The organism is Polynucleobacter antarcticus (assembly GCF_013307245.1).
In the GTDB taxonomy this organism is placed as follows: Bacteria; Pseudomonadota; Gammaproteobacteria; order Burkholderiales; family Burkholderiaceae; genus Polynucleobacter; species Polynucleobacter antarcticus.
Genome location: NZ_CP028941.1, coordinates 902,353 through 922,365, shown reverse-complemented (window position 1 = coordinate 922,365; position 20,013 = coordinate 902,353). Strand labels below are relative to the sequence as shown.

General features: G+C 42.6%; 19 protein-coding genes. 5 read left to right on the top strand and 14 right to left on the bottom strand.

The genetic code is table 11. The features are described from left to right. Positions 1 to 7: 7 nt before the first annotated feature. The 5 genes from DCO16_RS04805 to DCO16_RS04785 form a co-directional block, all read right to left on the bottom strand. Positions 8 to 619: a cbb3-type cytochrome c oxidase subunit II gene (locus DCO16_RS04805; RefSeq protein WP_173942596.1), complete on the bottom strand. Its 612-nt coding sequence runs from the start codon at positions 617 to 619 to the stop codon at positions 8 to 10. Beyond that, positions 612 to 2,276 carry a cbb3-type cytochrome c oxidase subunit I gene (locus DCO16_RS04800; protein ID WP_173942595.1) on the bottom strand — a complete coding sequence of 555 codons (1,665 nt, stop codon included), beginning with the start codon at positions 2,274 to 2,276 and terminating at the stop codon, positions 612 to 614. Before DCO16_RS04800 ends, DCO16_RS04805 begins: the two co-directional genes overlap by 8 nt. A gap of 240 nt (positions 2,277 to 2,516) precedes the next feature. After that, complete coding sequence (locus tag DCO16_RS04795; protein ID WP_173942594.1) at positions 2,517 to 3,626, bottom strand: lipocalin-like domain-containing protein; 1,110 nt, start codon at positions 3,624 to 3,626, stop codon at positions 2,517 to 2,519. Continuing rightward, entirely contained in the window at positions 3,626 to 6,166 is a 2,541-nt protein-coding gene (locus DCO16_RS04790; RefSeq protein WP_173942593.1) for an ABC transporter permease, read from the bottom strand. Before DCO16_RS04790 ends, DCO16_RS04795 begins: the two co-directional genes overlap by 1 nt. Next, positions 6,166 to 6,813: an ABC transporter ATP-binding protein gene (locus DCO16_RS04785; RefSeq protein WP_173942592.1), complete on the bottom strand. Its 648-nt coding sequence runs from the start codon at positions 6,811 to 6,813 to the stop codon at positions 6,166 to 6,168. Before DCO16_RS04785 ends, DCO16_RS04790 begins: the two co-directional genes overlap by 1 nt. 218 nt (positions 6,814 to 7,031) lie before the next feature. On the opposite strand from DCO16_RS04785, the gene DCO16_RS04780 reads away from it, so the two are divergent. Next, positions 7,032 to 7,424: a dihydroneopterin aldolase gene (locus DCO16_RS04780; protein WP_173942591.1), complete on the top strand. Its 393-nt coding sequence runs from the start codon at positions 7,032 to 7,034 to the stop codon at positions 7,422 to 7,424. 30 nt (positions 7,425 to 7,454) lie between these two features. Here DCO16_RS04780 and DCO16_RS04775 read toward each other — a convergent pair whose 3' ends face one another. Then, positions 7,455 to 7,832 (bottom strand): DUF779 domain-containing protein, encoded by a 378-nt coding sequence (locus DCO16_RS04775; RefSeq protein WP_173942590.1) that lies wholly within the window; start codon positions 7,830 to 7,832, stop codon positions 7,455 to 7,457. Between the two features lie 78 nt (positions 7,833 to 7,910). After that, a complete protein-coding gene (exaC, locus tag DCO16_RS04770; protein WP_173942589.1) occupies positions 7,911 to 9,431 on the bottom strand; it encodes an acetaldehyde dehydrogenase ExaC in 1,521 nt (506 codons plus the stop codon). Positions 9,432 to 9,717: 286 nt separating this feature from the next. On the opposite strand from exaC, the gene sorT reads away from it, so the two are divergent. Both sorT and sorU read left to right on the top strand, forming a co-directional pair. Continuing rightward, positions 9,718 to 10,932, top strand: coding sequence for a SorT family sulfite dehydrogenase catalytic subunit (sorT, locus tag DCO16_RS04765; RefSeq protein ID WP_173942588.1), 1,215 nt, complete (start codon positions 9,718 to 9,720; stop codon positions 10,930 to 10,932). Positions 10,933 to 11,010: 78 nt separating this feature from the next. Continuing rightward, entirely contained in the window at positions 11,011 to 11,292 is a 282-nt protein-coding gene (gene sorU / locus DCO16_RS04760) for a SorU family sulfite dehydrogenase c-type cytochrome subunit (RefSeq protein ID WP_173942587.1), read from the top strand. 41 nt (positions 11,293 to 11,333) lie between these two features. On the opposite strand, the gene DCO16_RS04755 is transcribed toward sorU, so the two are convergent. The 3 genes from DCO16_RS04755 to DCO16_RS04745 form a co-directional block, all read right to left on the bottom strand. After that, entirely contained in the window at positions 11,334 to 11,909 is a 576-nt protein-coding gene (locus DCO16_RS04755) for a demethoxyubiquinone hydroxylase family protein (protein WP_173942586.1), read from the bottom strand. A gap of 48 nt (positions 11,910 to 11,957) precedes the next feature. Continuing rightward, on the bottom strand, positions 11,958 to 12,725 hold the full coding sequence (locus tag DCO16_RS04750; protein WP_173942585.1) for a class I SAM-dependent methyltransferase: 768 nt from the start codon (positions 12,723 to 12,725) through the stop codon (positions 11,958 to 11,960). A gap of 309 nt (positions 12,726 to 13,034) precedes the next feature. Further along, complete coding sequence (locus DCO16_RS04745) at positions 13,035 to 13,391, bottom strand: winged helix DNA-binding protein (protein ID WP_173942584.1); 357 nt, start codon at positions 13,389 to 13,391, stop codon at positions 13,035 to 13,037. A 93-nt stretch (positions 13,392 to 13,484) separates the two neighbouring features. Here DCO16_RS04745 and DCO16_RS04740 point away from each other — a divergent pair, with 93 nt between their 5' ends. Further along, positions 13,485 to 14,033, top strand: coding sequence for a hypothetical protein (locus tag DCO16_RS04740; protein ID WP_173942583.1), 549 nt, complete (start codon positions 13,485 to 13,487; stop codon positions 14,031 to 14,033). 67 nt (positions 14,034 to 14,100) lie between these two features. Beyond that, a complete protein-coding gene (locus DCO16_RS04735) occupies positions 14,101 to 14,283 on the top strand; it encodes a hypothetical protein (RefSeq protein ID WP_173942582.1) in 183 nt (60 codons plus the stop codon). A gap of 72 nt (positions 14,284 to 14,355) precedes the next feature. Here the strand turns inward: DCO16_RS04735 and DCO16_RS04730 are convergent, their stop codons facing one another. The 4 genes from DCO16_RS04730 to DCO16_RS04715 all read right to left on the bottom strand — a co-directional run bounded on the left by DCO16_RS04730 (position 14,356) and on the right by DCO16_RS04715 (position 20,013). Beyond that, the gene (locus DCO16_RS04730; RefSeq protein ID WP_173942581.1) at positions 14,356 to 16,023 is read right to left on the bottom strand and encodes an MFS transporter; all 1,668 of its coding nucleotides are present in this window, start codon (positions 16,021 to 16,023) and stop codon (positions 14,356 to 14,358) included. A gap of 499 nt (positions 16,024 to 16,522) precedes the next feature. Next, positions 16,523 to 17,419 (bottom strand): patatin-like phospholipase family protein, encoded by an 897-nt coding sequence (locus DCO16_RS04725; protein WP_173942580.1) that lies wholly within the window; start codon positions 17,417 to 17,419, stop codon positions 16,523 to 16,525. Positions 17,420 to 17,770: 351 nt separating this feature from the next. Beyond that, positions 17,771 to 18,391, bottom strand: coding sequence for a PqiC family protein (locus DCO16_RS04720; RefSeq protein ID WP_173942579.1), 621 nt, complete (start codon positions 18,389 to 18,391; stop codon positions 17,771 to 17,773). Next, a complete protein-coding gene (locus DCO16_RS04715; RefSeq protein ID WP_173942578.1) occupies positions 18,391 to 20,013 on the bottom strand; it encodes a PqiB family protein in 1,623 nt (540 codons plus the stop codon). The genes DCO16_RS04720 and DCO16_RS04715 overlap by 1 nt, the downstream gene beginning before the upstream one ends.

Below are 20,013 nucleotides of genomic sequence, written 5' to 3'. Positions count from 1 at the left end.
GAATAAATCACTCTAGAGTCTTCACTGGATACGTATGGTCTAAAGACAATAAATAGTTCACTAGTTGAAGCGCTTCGGGCTTTGCAACAACCACCTCATCCTTTTTAGCAAATGCAGGGGGAAGATTGATTACTTCATCGCCCTCCTTTACTTCACTAGCCTTTTTCACTTCAAATAAATACGGATAGGAAGGCATGATCGATCCAGGAGTGTAGGCTCTCGGTTGGTATAGATGTCCTAATTGCCAATCTTTACTGGGCTGTCTTGCTCCGATATTAAAGAGATCGGGGCCGGTTCTCATCGTACCCATTAGGTGTGGAGAGTCATAAACATAATCTCCAGCGACTGGCGCTCTACCCCATCCTCGTTTAGCATCAGGCGCTAAGGAAGCATCTCGAGGCTGCTGAGAGTGGCAATATATGCAACCATTAGCAATATATTGCCCCCTGCCCAGAAGTTGCTCAGCAGTGTAAGGCTTGAGCCCCTTTGGAGGCTCAACATCTTTTAACAAAAGGTACGGTGCGAGTACCAGTAATCCAGTTGCAAATCCCAGAATAACCATCGCACCCGCAACAATCCGGATCTCATCCATCTGCCAGTAACTAGAGTTCTTAGACATGTTTAGTAAATTTCTTCTGTAGATTTAACAGAAATGGAGTGTCTGCAAATAGAGTGGCGCCTAATCTAGTAGGTCCTCGCTTCCATCCCATAGCAAAGAAGTGAAAGCCAAATACTAAATGGCCTAAAGTCATGAGACCACCACCGATTGAACGCGCTTCAAGATACGGCAGCGTGATAGCAACAGATTCCATAAATGGTTTGGCGGCATCTAGCATAGCCAATCCCTGTAGCCAGCCACCGATTGATAAAAAGATGAAGTAAGTAGCAAACCCAATCAATGCTAACCAAAAATGAAGAGAGATTAATTTTGGATAAGGCCATTCCCAGTTCATCACTCTTGGCATGATGAAATAAATAGCTCCGAACATCACCATTGAATAGAAGGCATATAAGCCCAAATGGGCATGCGCAACCGTGTAATGCGTGAAATGGGTAATAGCGTTCACACTTCTCAAGGCTTCCATGGATCCCTGAACTGATGCGGCTGTATACATAATCATTCCGAGCACAATGAATCGTAAGGTCGGGGAGTAATACAGGGCTCTAAAGTTTTTAATCACCGTCATATGCTGATTAACCGCTACAGCAATTACGGGAATCAACATCATAACGCTTTGAACTATTGAAATAGTTATCAGCCAAGTGGGTACTGGGCCACCAATTAAGTGATGTCCTCCCACTTGAGCATAGAAGAAAGCCAGCGACCAAAATCCTACGAGTGAGAGATTATATGAATAGATGGGCTCACCAATTACTTTAGGAATGAAGTAGTAAGAAGCCGCTAAAGCCAGAGGGGTAAACCATAAGCCCAATACATTATGACCAAACCACCAGTTCATCGTAGCCTGCTGAACGCCAAAATGAAGCCCTGGAATATTGGCAATCAAATACAGGGCAGGAAACCATAACAACCCTGCTGCGATGTACCAAACGGACACATATAAATGGTCTACTTTTCTTTTTAAGAGTGTCAGCCAAAGAGGAAATCCAACGAGTCCGCCTGCTATGACCAACAACATTGATATTTGCCATGGAAATTCTAGCCACTCAAGACCCGCTGAGTTACCCGTAGCAATTGCAACCGCGCCAAGAAATACCCCAATACTCCAAATGGCGCCGCCCACAATCGCGTAGTTCGCACCGACTAATTTAGTTTTAAGTAATCTTGGAATGAGCCATAAGGCAACCCCAATACCCGATAAAGAGCACCAGCCATAGGCTACTAAATTCAGATGTATTGGTCTGATTCTGCCAAAGGTTAACCAGCCATACTGGACTAACCAATCAGGTGAATGGAGCTTAATTGACGATATCAATCCCGCTATTGAGGCTAGGACTAGCCACATGACCGAAAGGGTTAGGCATATTCCAACGACTAATGAGGAAGACTTGTCAGCCTCTATTCGAGCTTCAATTTCATCATTGGACTCTGGTTTACTGGAATCAGTAAAGCCGACTGCCCTTTGCAGTCCCTCCTGCTGTATCTTTGTTCCAGAGGGATCATCCGTTGATCCCATCTCATTGGTATTAAAGATTTCCTGAGCGGCTGTACCGCCATCTCCGAAAAGGCCTTGGGACATAGACCAAATGAAAATAAATAGAGCGCCTACTGACAAAATGAAGGTTGCTAAAAGTAGCGCTGTAGTAAATTCCATTCTTAATCCCGTATACCTAATAAGGACATTCTATGCTACTGGGCCACATATCAGTGTGAGCTCTCAATCATTTTCCATGATGGTGGATATTTAAGAGGGTTTGACTTACATCCCAATACGCTATTTAGTAAAAATATTTCAATGATTTCAAGGACTTAATTTCAAGCTTTAGACCATCAATTATTTGTGAATTGGTAAACACCTTGATATTTTTGTCTACATTGCCTTGTGTTGGCTTAATCATAATTTAACAGCCTGGTCATACCCAGTTAATTCTAAATAACCGCGGCCAACCACCCGTTGATCTTTAAAGACTTCGACAGCACCCTCATAGTAAAACCCACCCGTACTCTTACGTGCATCTACTTCCTGGTCTTTCATAAGCGTCTTTAATAGATATTCCTCTCCAGCAACCCGAATCAGAAATCCTTCAGGATAATTTGCCAGTGAGCGTGAAGAATTCCAGCGACCAACTGGCTCCCAAATGGCTTGCTGATGTCGATTCACAATACGACCAAGCTTGTCACGCTGATCCCACTCACTAAATAAGGAATTTCCTAATTGATCGCGAATCCGAAAAGCCATAATGCTTCCACCATCAAGTAAATTAATTCCAATCCAATCCCAGCCCACAGCCTTAGACATCAATAAACTACTTGACCACTCATGATCAAACCATGCAGTACCAGTGCGATTAATGCGAGTGACTTGCTTTATTGCTGGTGACTTATTTTTAATTTCTATCTGCGCGGATACACTTAACTGAGGTCGACTGTAGTAAAAACTAGCAAGGTCAGATTTTGGACCTTTTGCAGACACTCCAGCATTGCCTCGTAAGACGGGAGCTTGTTTGGCGACTGCCTCCAATTGAATCGTAAAGGTATCCGTTGGAATAAAAAATACATAACGATCATCACCCGTTCTTTCGAGGGTCCAATTCAAAAGACTTATTTTTGTGCCTGTAGTATCAAATGAGGCGCCACCCGTGCCAAACCGCCCCGCTATATCAGCATGCCGTAATTTACCCTCTTCTGGAATCGCTAAAGCAGCATGCGCAAATAGCAACTGATGAGGTGCAAAGCGACTAGGGTTATCAGGCGAATGTAGGGTGCGACTTCTAAAAAATGTAATCTGAAATCCCATGGCATCGGCACCCGTTCCTAGCCAACCGGTGAGATACCACCATTCAGTTCGAAACTCGGGATGCGCACCAAAATCTCTAGGAAATTTTAAGGGCCTTGGAAGTACTGGCGGATATACCACTGGAGATGCTTCCGCTAAAGTCGAGAACGGCAATGCAGAGGACATCAACATGCATTTTAATAAATAGCGACGTTGACTAAAGTTCATTACCATTCCTCACGTAAGGATGTGATCAATGTCGCTCTATTTAAGCTTCGACTAGATGCCCATATGGCAGCAGCCATGCCAGATAGAACCAAGACAAGCATCAAGGCTATAAGTGTGAAATACGGAATACTCGTTTCCATCGTCCAATGAAATGACTGTGGATTAACCCGATGAATCAATATTTGGCTCATGAGTAAGCCTAAGATTGTTCCCCAAAATACAGCCAGAGCCAATAACATACCCGATTCTGCACTGATCCAGCGAGTTCGTTGAGGAACAGATTGACCTAAGTGATACGCCAAAGCATATTCTTTTTCACGGAGCAAGGCTTGACCTGCAAATCCAGTTGCAACAGCAAAAATAGCAACTAGCAAAGCTGCAATTTCTAAGGCGTAGGTTAGCGCAAAACTTCGGTCAAAAATCGTGAGTGATAATGCCCGTAGATCACTTCGATTAGTAAACCGCTGATCTGCAAAAATGGGTATTTTCGTGCGCAGCTGATTAACAATAGTATCTGCGTTAACGTCTTTTTTTAACCAAATCGCAATGCCGGTATAGCGATAGTCTTGACTTAATTGTTGATACGAGGAAAGGTCGATCGCCACGGCACCATGCTGACGACCATAGTCCCGAAAAATACCAGCTACCCATACTTTGTGGGGTGCCTTATTGTCATTCAATGCAGGAAGCAATCGGACTTCACCGGGCTGCCAACCATACAGATCAGTCATTGCTTCGGAGACATACACCTCAGGAAGTACTTCAGACAAGACTGAATTATTGCTCTGCTTAGTAACCGATCCCAGTAAAGGAAGGGCTTGCGCTTCTCTACCGCTGGGAATGGGGCGTGCAATGAGCGTCACTTCTGGCCGATCTGATTGAAACAACACTTTTTTCTGCTGATTAAATTCGTATCGCTCTATACCCGGCATAGACTGAAGATTGAACAACAGGCTTTGATCTTTAGAAAGTTCATCACTTATTTTCAAGTCATTAAAGTTGGCATATAAATCTGCAGGCAACACTTGATCAAGCCAAGCAGTCATAGAATCACGAAAGCTCGCTACCATCACCACCATGGCAACAGTCAGCGCTAACGCAGCGATTACTCCGGCAATTAATCCTGCAGCACTAGCGGGCGCTTGTGACAAGCGCCAAATCGCGAAAGTAAAGGCAGGAGATACGCTTTGTCTCTTTGCCAAAATGCGTGCCATTAGAGAAAAACAATGCCTGACAAGCCATGGAGTCAAAGCTAATCCAGCAAACAATAAAAAGGCAATGGAAATGTAAGCAGCAATAGGAAGATCATTAATGGCAGGCATAAATGCTAAAACAAGGCTGCAAAGACCAAAGATAGACGCTAAGCGATAGTGGCTTACGGGTTTTAATATCCGCTCTATGGATCCCGCTCGGAGCTGTGTAACGGGATGTCCCGAGGTAGCTACTTTTGCAGGAAAATAACCCGCTACTAGTCCTACTAGTAGCGAAAGCATCCAAAAACCTAATAATGTGAGCGGATCGATCTCTAGGGGTGGCACCACCCCTGAGAAATACCCTGCCCCTAAGTCACCCCCAACCATATTCAATAAAAGCTTAGCTAGGGCTAAACCAACTCCGATTCCCAAGAGTCCACCCAAAGCAGCGATCACAGTCGCTTGCGCTAGGACAAGTAAAAATATCCAAGTACGACTTGCTCCTAAAATATGAAGCAATGCCAATTGCGATTGCTGACGTAATACTGAAAAACTAATCGTAGTGAATACTAAAAAGGCACCTGTAAATAGAGCAACAAAAGCTAAGACCGTTAAGTTAACGCGATATGCGCGAGATAAGTTTGAGGTACGCCGATCACGATTTTGAGCGCTAATGAGAGTGAGACCTAAATCCAATGTTTTTAGTGCGGCTGAAACCTCTTCAAAACTATGCCCATCCATCAGCTGGATATCCATTCGGCTAATTTTTCCAAGGCCATCTAAACGCCACTGCAGTGCTCCTAGATCCATCACAGCAATATTTTGACCCGTAGCTCCTGGTACCGTCCCGGCAACCTGAAGTTGCAAAATCTTTTCCTGATATTCTATTGGCAATACATCGCCAATAGAAACTTGCAATTTTTGCATAGCCGCAGCAGATAGAAAAATAGCCTTATCGGAAAACAATTGCTGTTGATTTTCTGCTGTAAGAGAGGGTATGAGAGAAGGTGTTACCGAGCCCGCACGAAAGATATCAATACCCAAGATACGCACTAATGGAGTGTTGCGCTCTAAAACAGGACTTATTGCTCTAATACCTAGGTCGGTTCGACGTAAGGCAATTTCATCAAATAATCTGTCTGAGAATTCCCCGGCAGGCATAATTATTTGTGCCGATGCTTGACCGTTAATCAGGTCTAATGCGCGACTAAATTCACTCAGCGCAGATCGATTTACAGTGTGTATTGCTACTGCAAGCGATACCCCTAAGGCAACTGTTAGGCCCGCAATGAACCAGCGCCCTAATTGCGCCTTAAAAGCAGAAGAAATCAACCAATAAAAAAGCATTAACTTGTTAAATGAAAGCGGCGATCAAGTTGAGCTGCCGCTTTATCTGAGTGGGTAACCATGATTAAAGCCACATGATGCTCACGACAGCTACGGCATAAGACATTTAATGCAAGCTCTGCAGTCACAGGATCTAAATTTCCTGTGGGCTCATCAGCAAGTACTATCTTAGGCTGATGAACTAAAGCACGCGCCAAAGCAACCCGTTGTTGCTCTCCACCCGACAATACCGCAGGAAATAGTTCATAACTATTGGCAAGACCTAACTCTGCTAGCAAAGCCTCAGAGCGATGCTTCGCTTGTTCAAGTGGTAAACCGGCAATTAGGCAAGGTACCATCACATTTTGTATGACATTTAAGTGAGGCATTAAATGAAAAGCCTGAAAGACAAAACCAAAAACAGTACGACGCAGCACCAATTGCTCTTGTGCGCTTAAAAAGGCAATATCCTTACCTTCGAGAAGTAAGCTCCCCTCGTCGGGTTGATCTAGACCTGCTAGTAAATTGAGTAAGGTAGATTTACCAACCCCAGAGGCGCCTTGGAGGGCAAGCTGCTCTCCAGCATCCAAAGAGATATCAAGATTACGAAAAAGCCAGCGTTCAGCCGACACTCTCCGTCCAAGGCTTTCAGCACGCAGTAAGGCCATTGGAAGCTTTCATATAAACGCGTTAATGGAATGAATTCGATGCACCACATCATTGTTACACTCTCTCGCATTTTCTGCGCTTGAGGTGAAATGCCTTGAAAATAAGAATCTATATAGGGTCAAGACAGGTTGCATTCCGAGTCTAACTTATCAAGTGGCTCAAGAAATACTAAAATAGTACAGAAATATCCATACACTATTTAATCTATAGGAATAGCATGAATCAGATTGCGTGCATTGAATTAAGAGATCTTGAACTCCAAACTCACATCGGCAGCTATGCGCCAAATGCGACCATACCTAAAAAACATCTTTTAGACCTTACGCTGTGGATTGACGCGAAATACATTCTGATTGGTGAAGATAAAATGGAGCATGTCTTCGATTATGATCCGCTGATCAGTGAGATTCATCTTCTGGCAGAAGAATGTCATTACGAAACTCAAGAGCGACTGATAACAAAAATTGTTCAATGTTGTGCAAAATATGTTGCAATTGAATCTATGGAAATTGGCCTTAGAAAACTACCCGTCTCATTGGATTCTGGCGAACTAGGAATTAGACTGAAGATCAATAGGACTACTTTGAATGAGCACCGTATAGCTATTTAGCTAAAGACTTGCTCAAGAAAAAATGGGTTTTTAGAGTAAATCTAAAGCAACCTGTGACTCAATGGTCGCCCATTCAGCATCGGTAAAAAGTCTTGAGCGGGTATGGAAAGCCTTTCCTGTAGCTCCCTCAAGAGAAAATGTACCGCCATTTCCTTCAATTACATCAAGAATAAGCTGTGTGTGTTTCCAATACTCGTACTGTGATTTGCCAATATAAAAAGGGACGCCGCCTATTTCACCTAATTTGACATCGTATGCACCAATAGTGAGGTCTGTAGGTAAATAGCAATTGGCTGCACTGTTGTCGCAGCATCCACCGGACTGGTGAAACATGATTTCCCCATGCTCTGTTTGAAGTTGTTTAATTAACTCCAATGCTGCTTCCGTTGCAATCACTCTATCAACCATCGTAAATCCTATTCAGTATAGAAACAGAAAAGGGCGGACTAATCCGCCCTATCCCTTTCGTACTTTTATATTACCTTATCAAAAGAATCCTAGTTTATTTTCGCTGTAGCTCACTAACAAGTTTTTGGTATTTTGATAATGAGCGAGCATCATTTTATGATTTTCACGTCCAATGCCAGATTCCTTGTAACCACCAAATGCAGCATGCGCTGGGTAGGCATGAAAGCAGTTAGTCCAAACTCGACCAGCTTTGATAGCACGACCCATTCGATAAGCTACATTGCCATTACGACTCCAAACTCCAGCACCCAAGCCATAAAGAGTGTCATTTGCAATAGCCAATGCTTCGGCCTCATCTTTAAAGGTGGTTACTGCTAGCACAGGGCCAAAAATTTCTTCTTGGAAAATGCGCATTTTGTTATGGCCTTTAAATATTGTGGGCTGAACATAGTAGCCTTCGTTTAAGTCGCCGCCAAGATGAGCTTGAGAACCACCAGCTAACAGCTCAGCACCTTCTTGCTTACCAATATCCAAATAGGAAAGAATTTTTGTTAATTGCTCTTTAGATGCTTGGGCACCCATCATGCTGTCAGTATCCAAAGGGTTTATGTGCTTAATAGCGGCGACACGCTTAAGCACTTTTTCCATAAACTTTTCATAAATACTTTCTTGAATCAATGCGCGGGATGGGCATGTGCAGACCTCCCCTTGATTGAAAGCAAAAAGTACTAACCCTTCAATTGCTTTATCCAAAAAGGCATCGTCTTTATCCATGACATCAGCAAAGAAAATATTAGGAGACTTACCACCCAGTTCTAAAGTTGCCGGAATCAGATTGTTTGCGGCAGCTTGTGCAATTACACGACCTGTAGAGGTAGATCCTGTAAAAGCAATCTTAGCAATCCGCTTACTCGTTGCCAAAGGCATTCCTGCTTCACGTCCATAGCCATTAACAATATTTAATACACCAGGCGGCAATAAATCAGCGATCAGCTCTGCCATTAGTAAGATAGACACTGGAGTGGACTCAGCGGGCTTAAGAACGACACAGTTGCCTGCTGCTAATGCTGGCGCAAGCTTCCAAGCGGCCATGAGGATAGGAAAATTCCAAGGAATGATTTGCCCCACAACGCCAAGGGGCTCTTGGAAATGATAGGCAACGTTATCTTCGTCAATTTGAGATATTCCGCCCTCTTGAGCACGAATACAGCCAGCAAAATACCGAAAATGATCGATCGTTAGCGGAATGTCTGCGTTAAGTGTTTCACGAATTGCTTTTCCGTTATCGACCGTTTCCGCATAAGCAAGCATTTCTAAATTCGCTTCAATACAATCCGCAATTTTAAGTAAAGTGTTTGAGCGTTCGGTAGGTGAAGTTTTTCCCCATGATTCTGCGGCACTATGGGCGGCGTCTAAAGCTAACTCAATATCTTCTGAACTTGAGCGAGCTACTTTTGTATAGACCTTGCCACTAATTGGTGTAACAACATCAAAATATTGGCCTTTAATAGGAGAAACCCACTTACCGCCAATAAAGTTTTCATATTGCGCTTTGTAGACCACTTTAGCGCCTCGAGCGCCTGGTGCAGAATAAATCAAATCGTTCTCCTTTAAATTGTCGTGGAAATACTTAATAGTTAAAAATTACCTCATCTTTCAAGAATACGATGTTTCGAAAACCATTTGGATAAAGATGTGATTAAAGATAGTTGCAGTGCAGCAATTTTGTAATAAAAAATAACCCTATTTAGCAGGCCATCGGACATGTAATCATTAAATCCTTTATAGTTTTATTAACATCCTTATGAGCTTATTTTTACCCAACATAAACAGTTTTTTTATTAATACTTAGAAACGTTTTTACTTAATAAATCACAGGGCCGTCATGAAAAAACCAATCCAAATTACACGCCGAAATATGCTCGGTGCCACTGCCGGTTTAATAGCTACTGCAGCATTAAGGCCTGCGACGGCCTCTGCGCAGCAAGTAGCATCGTCTGCATCCACAGCAAAACCCCTACCAAGTTACGTCAGTTGGAAAAATTCTGACAGCATGATCATCCATACTCCGACGACGATTGAAACCAAGCGTTCCGCAATTGGCTCTAGCATCATTACGCCGAGCGATCGTCTGTTTATCCGTAATAATTTACCCGCCCCAACAGCGGCTGATATCGGTGATGTGAATGCTTGGAAGCTCAGCATCGAAGGTGTGAGTAAACCAGAGACCTTTTCTGTTGCAGATCTTAAGCAGATGGGTTTTGAGACTATGGCAGCGGTGTTGCAATGCTCTGGTAATGGTCGCGGGCTATTTCCAGGCAATCCTAGTGGCACAAAATGGCAAACCGGCGCTGCAGGCTGTGTCATGTGGACAGGTGTTGCTGTTCGCGATGTAATCAAAGCTTTAGGTGGCGTTTCTACTGGCATGATTTACATGACAGGCACGGGTGGTGAAAAGCTTCCTGCTGGTATTGATCCACTTGCTGTTGTGGTTGAACGCTCCGTTCCCTTAGCAGCTATGCAAGATGCCTTGCTGGCTTGGGAGATGAATGGTGAGCCAATGCCTTTAGCGCATGGCGGCCCTTTACGATTAATTGTTCCTGGCTACAGCGGTGTAAACAACATCAAATATATCAAGCGTTTAGCGTTTACAAAAGATCAGACACAAGCTGCTATTCAGAAGACGGGATACCGAATGTCACCTATTGGACAAAAAGGTGACCCGACTCAACCCGCCGTTTGGACGATGGATGCAAAATCATGGATAACCTCACCTTCACCTGATAGTGGCCCTATTAAGGCCGGTCAAGTTCAAATCAAGGGTGTAGCTCTCGGTGCACTGGAAGAAGTTGCCAAAGTAGACGTTTCACTTGATGGCGGCGCAAATTGGCAACCTGCTAGATTAGTCGGCCCTGATTTAGGTAAATATGCTTGGCGTCAATTTGTATTGTCAATGAATTTAAAGGCTGGTCAATATCTTGTTTCAACTCGAGTTACCACTAAATCTGGTGTTCAGCAAGTTGCTTTATCGACAGAAAATGCTGCAGGATATTTAAATAGTAGCTGGATTTATCACTCAGTTAGAATTAATGTGGCTTAAAAAGTGGTAAAAAGTAGATTAAGAACATCCCTGAAAAACCCGATTTGTTTTTTTAGGATCATTGGTGGCATTGTGCTTATGTCTTGTGCAATTTTTTCTTCGGTGGCCTCGGCAAACGATGAACAGGGTAAAAATCTATTCTTAAAAGCTGCTGTACCAGCCTGCGCAATATGCCATACGCTTGAAGCAGCTGGAGCGGTCGGTGCTGTTGGGCCCTCTATGAATGACCTTCAACCAGACGCAGCCCGAGTTATGAATGCTATTAAAAACGGTATCGGTCAAATGCCCGCTTACCCAAACCTGACACCTGACCAGATAAAAATATTGTCAGAGTATGTTGCTAGCGCTAGCCGAAAATAATTGATCTCGTTGCAGAGTCAATTCAAGATTGGGGCTGCTATCTATACGTATCGACAAACACCCACCGCTTTTTTAGAGCCATTGCCTACAAGGTAAACCCAAATCCTTAAAAAGACATTGGCTTGACCACTCCACCTTGCACGTGCATCTTCCCGATGCTCTACTTCATCCATTTGACATTCGACCAACAAGGCTCGTAAATTTTGTAGTGGAGTCTTTTCTTGGGCCGTTACTTGTCGATGCGTATTCTGGTTATCAGTATCTGCTAATAGCGCATCGATCATATCCACTTGCAAAGCATAGTGTTGATCTACAAAGGTCTCGACAGCCTGTATGGTTGCATACACTGAACGGGAACCAAACAAAGCGGGTACTGCACCAGTTAACCAACCCGCCATTTTCCATAATGGCAAAAGTCGACTTCTCCAGCGAGTAGAAACTACCTCCTCCATTAAGGTCAAGTGGCGAAGTTCAGTCTCAAGATGATGAATAGCAAATTTACGCACATCTGCATCACGCGAGATAGCTAAAACACCTCGATAGATCATCACGGCACCGGTCTCCCCTGCATGATCGGTTCTAAGCTCTCGAAGTAAATTTAGCGGCAAGGTAGTCATGGATCGTGTTTCTAATAACAGTTGGATAAATTAAGGTTGAATTATGGTTTAGTTACGATCAGCTTGCTTGCCAGCCCTAAAAATGACCACGTGTTGCCAGGGTAATGTAGCAACAGTTTTCTCCCATATCAGTGGGTGACGTGCTGCTTCTAATTTAATTTGGGATTCACTCATCTTATGTAGATACTTAATAGGGACATTAGGATCTTCTGCCTTATATTCAACGAAGACAAGCTGCCCACCTGGCTTCAGTGCTCTTACGATACTTGCCAGCACTTCGTGTGGAAAGGCGAGTTCGTGATACACATCGACCATGATTGCCAGATCAATACTAGAAGCTGGTAATTTCACGTCCTGCTCTGAACCCAGCCTGGCATCGATATTAGTAAAATTAGCATCGCTAGACATGCGCTTTAGGATGGATATCATTTCTGGCTGAATATCTAAGGCAAACACTCGCCCAGTAGGGGCAACTGCTCGCGCCATGCGACGTGATAAATATCCAGTTCCAGCCCCAACATCTGCTACGACCATGCCAGGCTTAAGGGCAAGCACCTTCAGAAGTAAATCAGTACGCTCTTCTTGTTCGCGCTCACTACGCTCTAACCACGATGCTGCTTGATAGCCCATCACTCGGGCAATCTCTCGACCCATATAACTCTTGCCTATTCCATCTGCACTGCCAGCCGACAACTTATACCGCTCAGCGGTATCCGTTTGAACAGACTTTGAGCCTGGCTGTGCAAGCGCCCAAGAACAGAATAAAAAAGTACAGACAAAAAGACCATATTGTAAAAATAGTTGTATTCGCTTCATAACGTCGCCCTGTGATATTGATGTCTACTTATTTACACAATAGTAAATGCTCAATAATTCTGACCACACTAGACCCTAGGGAATTGAGCACAAAAACAAAATGACTTTCGATCATAAATTATTACGATCTCAAGTGCTTTAGGTCCTGACAAATATAGGGTGATTTAAGCCTAAACTTGAAGCTACTCAGAGATAGCGCATCAAAGGCTAAAAAATGGCCTAGTATGCTGAGAAAGTTTGGAAGGGGTAAAGCTTGACATCGCTAAGAACGCGAAAATGATGGATTTAGTTTTGCTAGTCTAAACAGTATTAACGTGTCTTCTTTGCGCTCGCTGCATTAATGAGCTCATCTAGCTTGGCAAAATATTTTTTTGATTTAGGCGTAAGTTCAAGAAACTTTTTTCTATTATCGCCATCCGATGAATATACAATCAGCTCTTTATTGACTAGGTTTGTCAATCTACGGCTTAGGGTTGCAGGTGAGCCAATACTATTTGCAAAGATCACATCTGAAATTAAAAATGGTTTTCCGTCTAAAGATGCCTCGGCAATCGAATTGAGTAACTTGCGCTCAATATCATCTAGCTTAGGGAATGACGGACCCTGCTCCATAGTTTCCAGAAGCTTATTAAATCGAAAATAAGCGTTTTTAATAGTTGTCTTCACGGCGGCTATTTTATCTAGTGAAATTAATAATGATCAAATTATAACGTGTTATATTAACATGGATACTTTGCATAATAATTATTAATAAGTTTAATGATCAATAGCCTTAAAAAACTCATCATAGTGGGCGTGATTGCTCTCATATGGATTTCACTAGATGCAATTAATCAAGGCTATTTCGGTTTCTTAAAAATTACTGAATTAGAGTATTTTGTCTATTGGCTATCTGGCTTGCGACTCGTAGCAATCATCCTTTTTGGATGGCTAGGGTTTTGGGGAATCTTTATCGGCTACTTTACGGGGGAGATATTGAGTGGCGACACCATTATTGATGCCGCTGCACTTGGAATCCTCTCATCCTTAGCTCCAATGATTGCATATCGTTATTGGCAAAGCGCTACAAGTAAAAATGATGATTTTGATCATGTGGACTTTACCCAACTTTGCTATTTAGTTTTCTTACATTCCCTACTCACCGCTCTTTTTAGAAATTTCTATTTTTACTTCGTAAATCAGGTATATGGAATTGATCAGCTAACAATGAGCTTTAGCGCCAATGTCCTTGGATCATTTGCATTTCTTTATCTATTAATGTTTTTTAATCGGTTTTATAAGAAATTACGACCCAAAAGTATTCATTAAAAAACATATTCCTATCCTATAGCTATCTGTATTTTTTATTTAATCCGCATCAATCAAAAAGGCAAATATGAGCAATAAAGCGATTGCAATCACTGTTTTAATTCTATTATTAGCAACAGGCTACCTGCTCTATACAAGCGATAGTGATATTGATATGGGTGGCGAAAAACATGGTGCAGAGGCTACACAAGCTCAAGAACCCACTAAAGAAAAGTCCGTAGAATCTGCAAAACCCGATGAAAAGAAATAAGCTTAGTACATAAAAAAAACCCTGCTTGCTTATGGCAGGCAGGGTTTTGTTTATCCAAACTAATCCATTAGATTAGTCTTTTGCGTAAATATCAATGTCTTTAGTCTCTCGTACAAAAAGTACGCCGATAACCAATGTCATTGCAGCAATGATGATCGGATACCAAAGTCCATAGTAAATATTGCCGTTTTGAGCTACCAAGGCAAAAGAGATCGTTGGTAACAAGCCGCCAAACCATCCATTACCAATGTGATACGGTAATGACATCGATGTGTAGCGAATGCGAGTTGGGAACATCTCTACTAACATCGCTGCGATTGGACCGTACACCATCGTTACCAAAATAACCAAGAAGACCAAAATAGCAAGCACAGCAGCATAGTTAATATCCGCTGGATTTGCTTTTGCTGGGTAGCCAGTAGCATTCAGAGCTTCACGAATCGCTTTCTTAAATTCAGCATCTTTTGCTTTTGCATCGGCAGGAGCCAAGCCTTTTGCCGTGTACCCTGTGATTTCGGTATCGCCAATCTTCACTACAGCAGCCTCACCTGCAGGGCCTGCAATAGTCGAATAACTAGCAGAATTTGACGCCATCACCTGTTTAGCGATATCACAAGAACTTGTAAACTTCGCCGTACCCGTTGGATTGAACTGGAAGGTACATTCATTCAGATCAGTAGTAATACTGGCTGGTGAAGTTGCCATTGCCTTTTCAAGTGCTGGGTTTGCAAAGTGCGTTAAAGCATTGAATACCGAAACTGGCGTATTGGGAATGTAAGTAATGATCGCCAGCAATAAACCGCCCATGATGATTACTTTACGACCGATTCTATCTGACAGACTACCAAAAATCACAAAGAACGGCGTACCGATGACCAATGAGGCAGCAATCAACAGGTTGGCTGTCTTTGGATCGACCTTCAGAACCTGCGTCATGAAGAACAAAGCATAAAACTGACCTGTATACCAAACCACTGCTTGACCGGCAACTAAGCCAAATAAAGCCAAAATCACAATCTTCAAGTTCTTCCATTGCGCAAAAGATTCTGTCAAGGGCGCTTTAGATAACTTACCCTCCTCTTTCATCTTCTTGAATGCTGGGGATTCGTTCATCGATAAACGGATGTAAACGGAAACAGCTAACAAGGCAATAGAAAGCAGGAAAGGAATCCGCCAGCCCCATACTTCAAAATTCGGGCCAGTAAGTTCTCGAGTAAACAAAATCACGAGTAAGGATAAGAATAATCCCAATGTAGCTGTAGTCTGAATCCAGGCAGTATAAGCACCCCGTTTACCGTGTGGAGCATGCTCCGCTACATAGGTTGCTGCACCACCATACTCACCACCTAAAGCTAAACCTTGCAACATCCGTAATGCAATCAAGATCACAGGGGCTGCAACACCGATAGTGTCGTAATTAGGCAAGATACCAACAATAAAGGTGGCTCCACCCATAATAAGGATCGTGACTAGGAAGGTGTACTTACGACCGATTAAATCGCCCAAGCGCCCGAATATCAAAGCACCAAATGGACGGACGATAAAACCAGCAGCAAATGCTAATAAAGCAAAAATAAATGCTGAGCCAGCATCAAGGCCTGAAAAGAACTGTTTAGCAATAACGGCAGCTAAAGAGCCATAAAGATAAAAATCGTACCACTCAAATACTGTACCTAATGACGAAGCGAAGATTACTTTACGCTCTTCTTTTGTCATGGGTTGGGCTTTTGCAATAGCCATGTTTAAACTCCTTTAAGTTAAGGTAGTTTGATTTTATTATAAATTATGCATAATAATTATTAATAATCTTGGGGTTTTCCCTGTGTTTATAAAGTTTTATCTGTGTCATAGTAAGGGTGTCTCACGATTGCACGTGCTGACAAGTATTTAGCAAGACAGTTTCACCTAAGGTTAAATGGATCACTTCGGTGATCCATTTTTTTAAGAGGTATTGAAGGTGCTATATCTCAGTTGAGATGTTTAACTGGGTATAGACAGCTTGAGAATTTGGTCTATCCGTAAGAGAAATTGCCCCCGCACGAATCGGCCTTCAAGATCATCATGATCTTCATGACCTTGCCTTACTTGACTAAGCTTATTTTTTCTTCTAAGTCCAATAACGTTAAAAGAAAACTTAATAAAGCTTATGGTTAAAACAGCATCCATGATTGAAGTAACTTAACGCATAGATACTTTTAAAAAATTGAGGTAGTAGTCCAATTTGTAAACTTACGCTGCATTAACCCCAAAATTGTTTTAACTTAATTGCTTCTGCTTTACCGCGCTCAAAGCCATGCTTCATAAAAGGAGAAATTAAGTTGGGATTCATGACGCTATCAATTCGAGCCATACCAGGTGGCAATCCAGCCGTGATGTGAATAACCTGAGAACCTTGTGCCCTGAGGTCTTTTAACTCTTGCAGCAGGGTATCTGGAAACCCGGTCGTTCTGAGATTAAATTGTTTCTCATCCTTTACATTGCCATTAGCAAGACTAAAAACAAGCACTTTTTTGACGCCTGCAGCTACATCGCAATGCGTACTTGTTGCACACATTCCGCCATCCATACAAAGACGATCTTTTAAGAAGGTGGGGCCAGCACCCCCAGCTAGTGAAGAGCTAGCAGCACAAGCGACTGAAGTAGAAATATTGCTCGACTGAGAAACGACTATCCGCTCACCGGTATAGCAATCAGTGGCAGTGGTATACAAATTGTTTGATGGCCATGTGCTTATACCGACCATCCTCTCAATTGTTTTTTGGTATTCGGCTTCGCCGGTAGTATTACGAGCAGCCATAGCTGCCCGACCAAGCTCCTGAATAGACGCGGGACTTGCATCTTTGACATTCCGACCGATTTCTTTTGCACGGATTTGGCTTTGATTAAACTTTGTCTCCGGCACTAATTTAGCCAATACCTTAGGAAAGTCATTAAATAGATCCATTTCATCGCGGATACGCCATAAATTCCCGTTCATGAGCATAGAGGCAAATATTGATCCAGCTGAAGTCCCTACTGCAATATTGGTGTTACTGAGATCAAGACCCTGCTCTTTAAGCGCATGAAAGTAACCCACGTACCAGGAAATGAGAACAATACCGCCACCACCCAAAACAAGACCTCGCTCCTTCCCCATTGCAGGTGGGTTTTTATAAGGAATAGGATGGGCAAGACCATCATTCCAGTCGGCTGTACTTGCTACTATCTTTTTTGCCTGAAGAGCCTCTACCTCGGAAACTATTTTTGGGGAGACTGTGGATATTTAAGCAATCACTTGCGAGCTGGCTGCAATAGCAGCAGTAGCGACAGAGCTCTTTAAAAAATAACGGCGAGATGATTGGGTCATTTTTATACCTTTCTAGGAATATTTATTTTATAAGCTTAAAAGAGAGAATCGCCAGAAAATTTTATTTAAGTGCTTTTTATCCGAGCTTATGTTTACTGTATTAGGAAAAAATACGCAGAACGCTCATGTTTTATAGTTATCTTAATTCTCTCTGACTAATTTGCTCGCAATATCTTTACCCACCTTCTCAAAGGCAGCGCTCTGTGCTGCAATCAAGTCCTCAAACCCATTGCTCCCTGTTGGCTCACGAATTAAAGTTCTGCCCATAATGGTTTTCAGCGGGGGTGCTGTACTGCCTGTTGCACTTGTTACTTTGCTTGCAACTTGTACCGATGGTTTAATGGACCAATGTACATCCAGCAAAAGATCTTGACCAGGCACAGCTTCTAGAGTTTGCACATCTACAAACACTTGATAGTCAAATTGGGTTTGCGTACTTTCTGAAAAATTCCATACATTGGGCATATTCATATTGCTCGCTAAGCTAGCAGCAATCACTTGCCCCACATCCCCTTTGAGCGAGGCAGCCCAGCGATGATATTCAAATATTTCAACTTGAGAACCACCACGTTGAATGACCAATTGAGGGCGATCTATGTTTGCCGGAACTGTTACAGGACCAATCATTACCCGTTTTTGATTACTTGCCTCATTCATAGCGGGAATAGGTTTAGAAGTGAGCCTATAGTAGGTGGATTTTGGGGAGCTAGCACACCCACTAAGCAAAAGTACGATTAATGTAGGTAATAAGATGGACCGCATTATTTGGCACTTTCTGCAGGTTTACCAAATATAAGAGATTGAGGCTGTTGATCCAGCATGTCTGTTAAGGTTTTCATTGACCCAGCTGCCTTAGTAATTTCACGTAATGAATCACGGATGTCAGTTTGCATAGGAGAGTCGCTTGCCGTCACAGCGCTAACATTTTTTAATGCTTGATTAAGCTCAGGAATTACTTCAGCTTCAAGTTTCTTCACTAACTTATCAGTGCTTTTAATCGTACTAGCAAGGGATTGCTCAAAATCATCAAATGCGCCTGGAACAGATTGGAGCTCGAGAGGTAACTTGGTAATATTCAAGTCATATTTAGGTGAGTTGGGAAAGAAATCAATGCCAACATATTGCTGTCCCGTTAGCAAGCTCGCTGCTCTAAGTTGAGCGCGTAAGCCCTTATCGATATACATTTTTAATAGCTTTAATTGCTCGCCTTTAGTTTTAGGGTATGGCATGACTACCCCAGTAATAGTAGATCGAACTTGAATACGCTCAGGATAAAGATAAATCTCTACTGGTTGAACAAACTCAAAGGTCTTAGGATCTACCGCAGTTCCAATGCTAACTACTTCACCAATATTTACTCCACGAAACTCTACAGGAGCCCCTGCAGATAACCCTCTAACTGATTGCTTAAAATTGATGACATAGCGATGAACGACAGAATCAGGCTGCTTCATTGCCAAAGTACGATTCTGAAATAATGGAAATACCATATCTACTTGAGCGCGCTCTGATACAGGCGGAATTCTATTACTAGGTGCTGGCATAACAGGCTCTTGTGACATGCTAGCTAGGGTACCCTGCTCCTCAATTGTTTGAGGTGTTTCAAAAGCAATACCACCTGCAAGAACTGCAACCAAAGATTCTGTTTGTAATTGAAACCCAGATGCGCCTAGAGTGATATCAACACCACTAGCATTCCAAAAACGGGTGTTGTTGGTAACATATTGATCGTAAGGCGCATTGATAAAGACTCTTATAGCAATACTTTGGCCTTCCTTATCTAACTCAAATGCTACGACTTGCCCAACTATAAGGCGACGGAAATACACTGGGGTACCTATACTATGTGACCCCAACGAAGCAGATTTGATAATAAATTCTCGCCCAGGAATACCAGCTGTCAAAATAGGCGGCACATCAAGCGCTACAAAATCAGTTTTCTTTGCAGATGACAGACCTAAATCCGATCCAATAAATGGGCCATCAAGTAAAGTTCCTAAGCCTGAAACACCGCTTGCGGTTATACGTGGTCGCACAATCCAAAATCGGGTCTTTTCATTCGCGAAATCTTCAGCATTTTTATCTAATTGAATCGTAGCGATCACCTGTTTATGATCTTCTGACAATCCAACTGATTTCACCACACCAATATTTACCTCTTTATATTTGACGTTAGTTTTACCTGCAATAATGCCATCGCCGCTAGCAAAAGCGATAGTAATTGTGGGGCCATGATCAACCACAGCCTTGTACATCAAACTTATGCCGATCGTGATAGCCACAATAGGAATAATCCAGATAACCTGTGCGGACCAACGATGCTTTGCTTGAGCTACGGCTGAAGGTAGGCCAGAAAAATTTGGCTCTTGTAATTTATCAGTCAT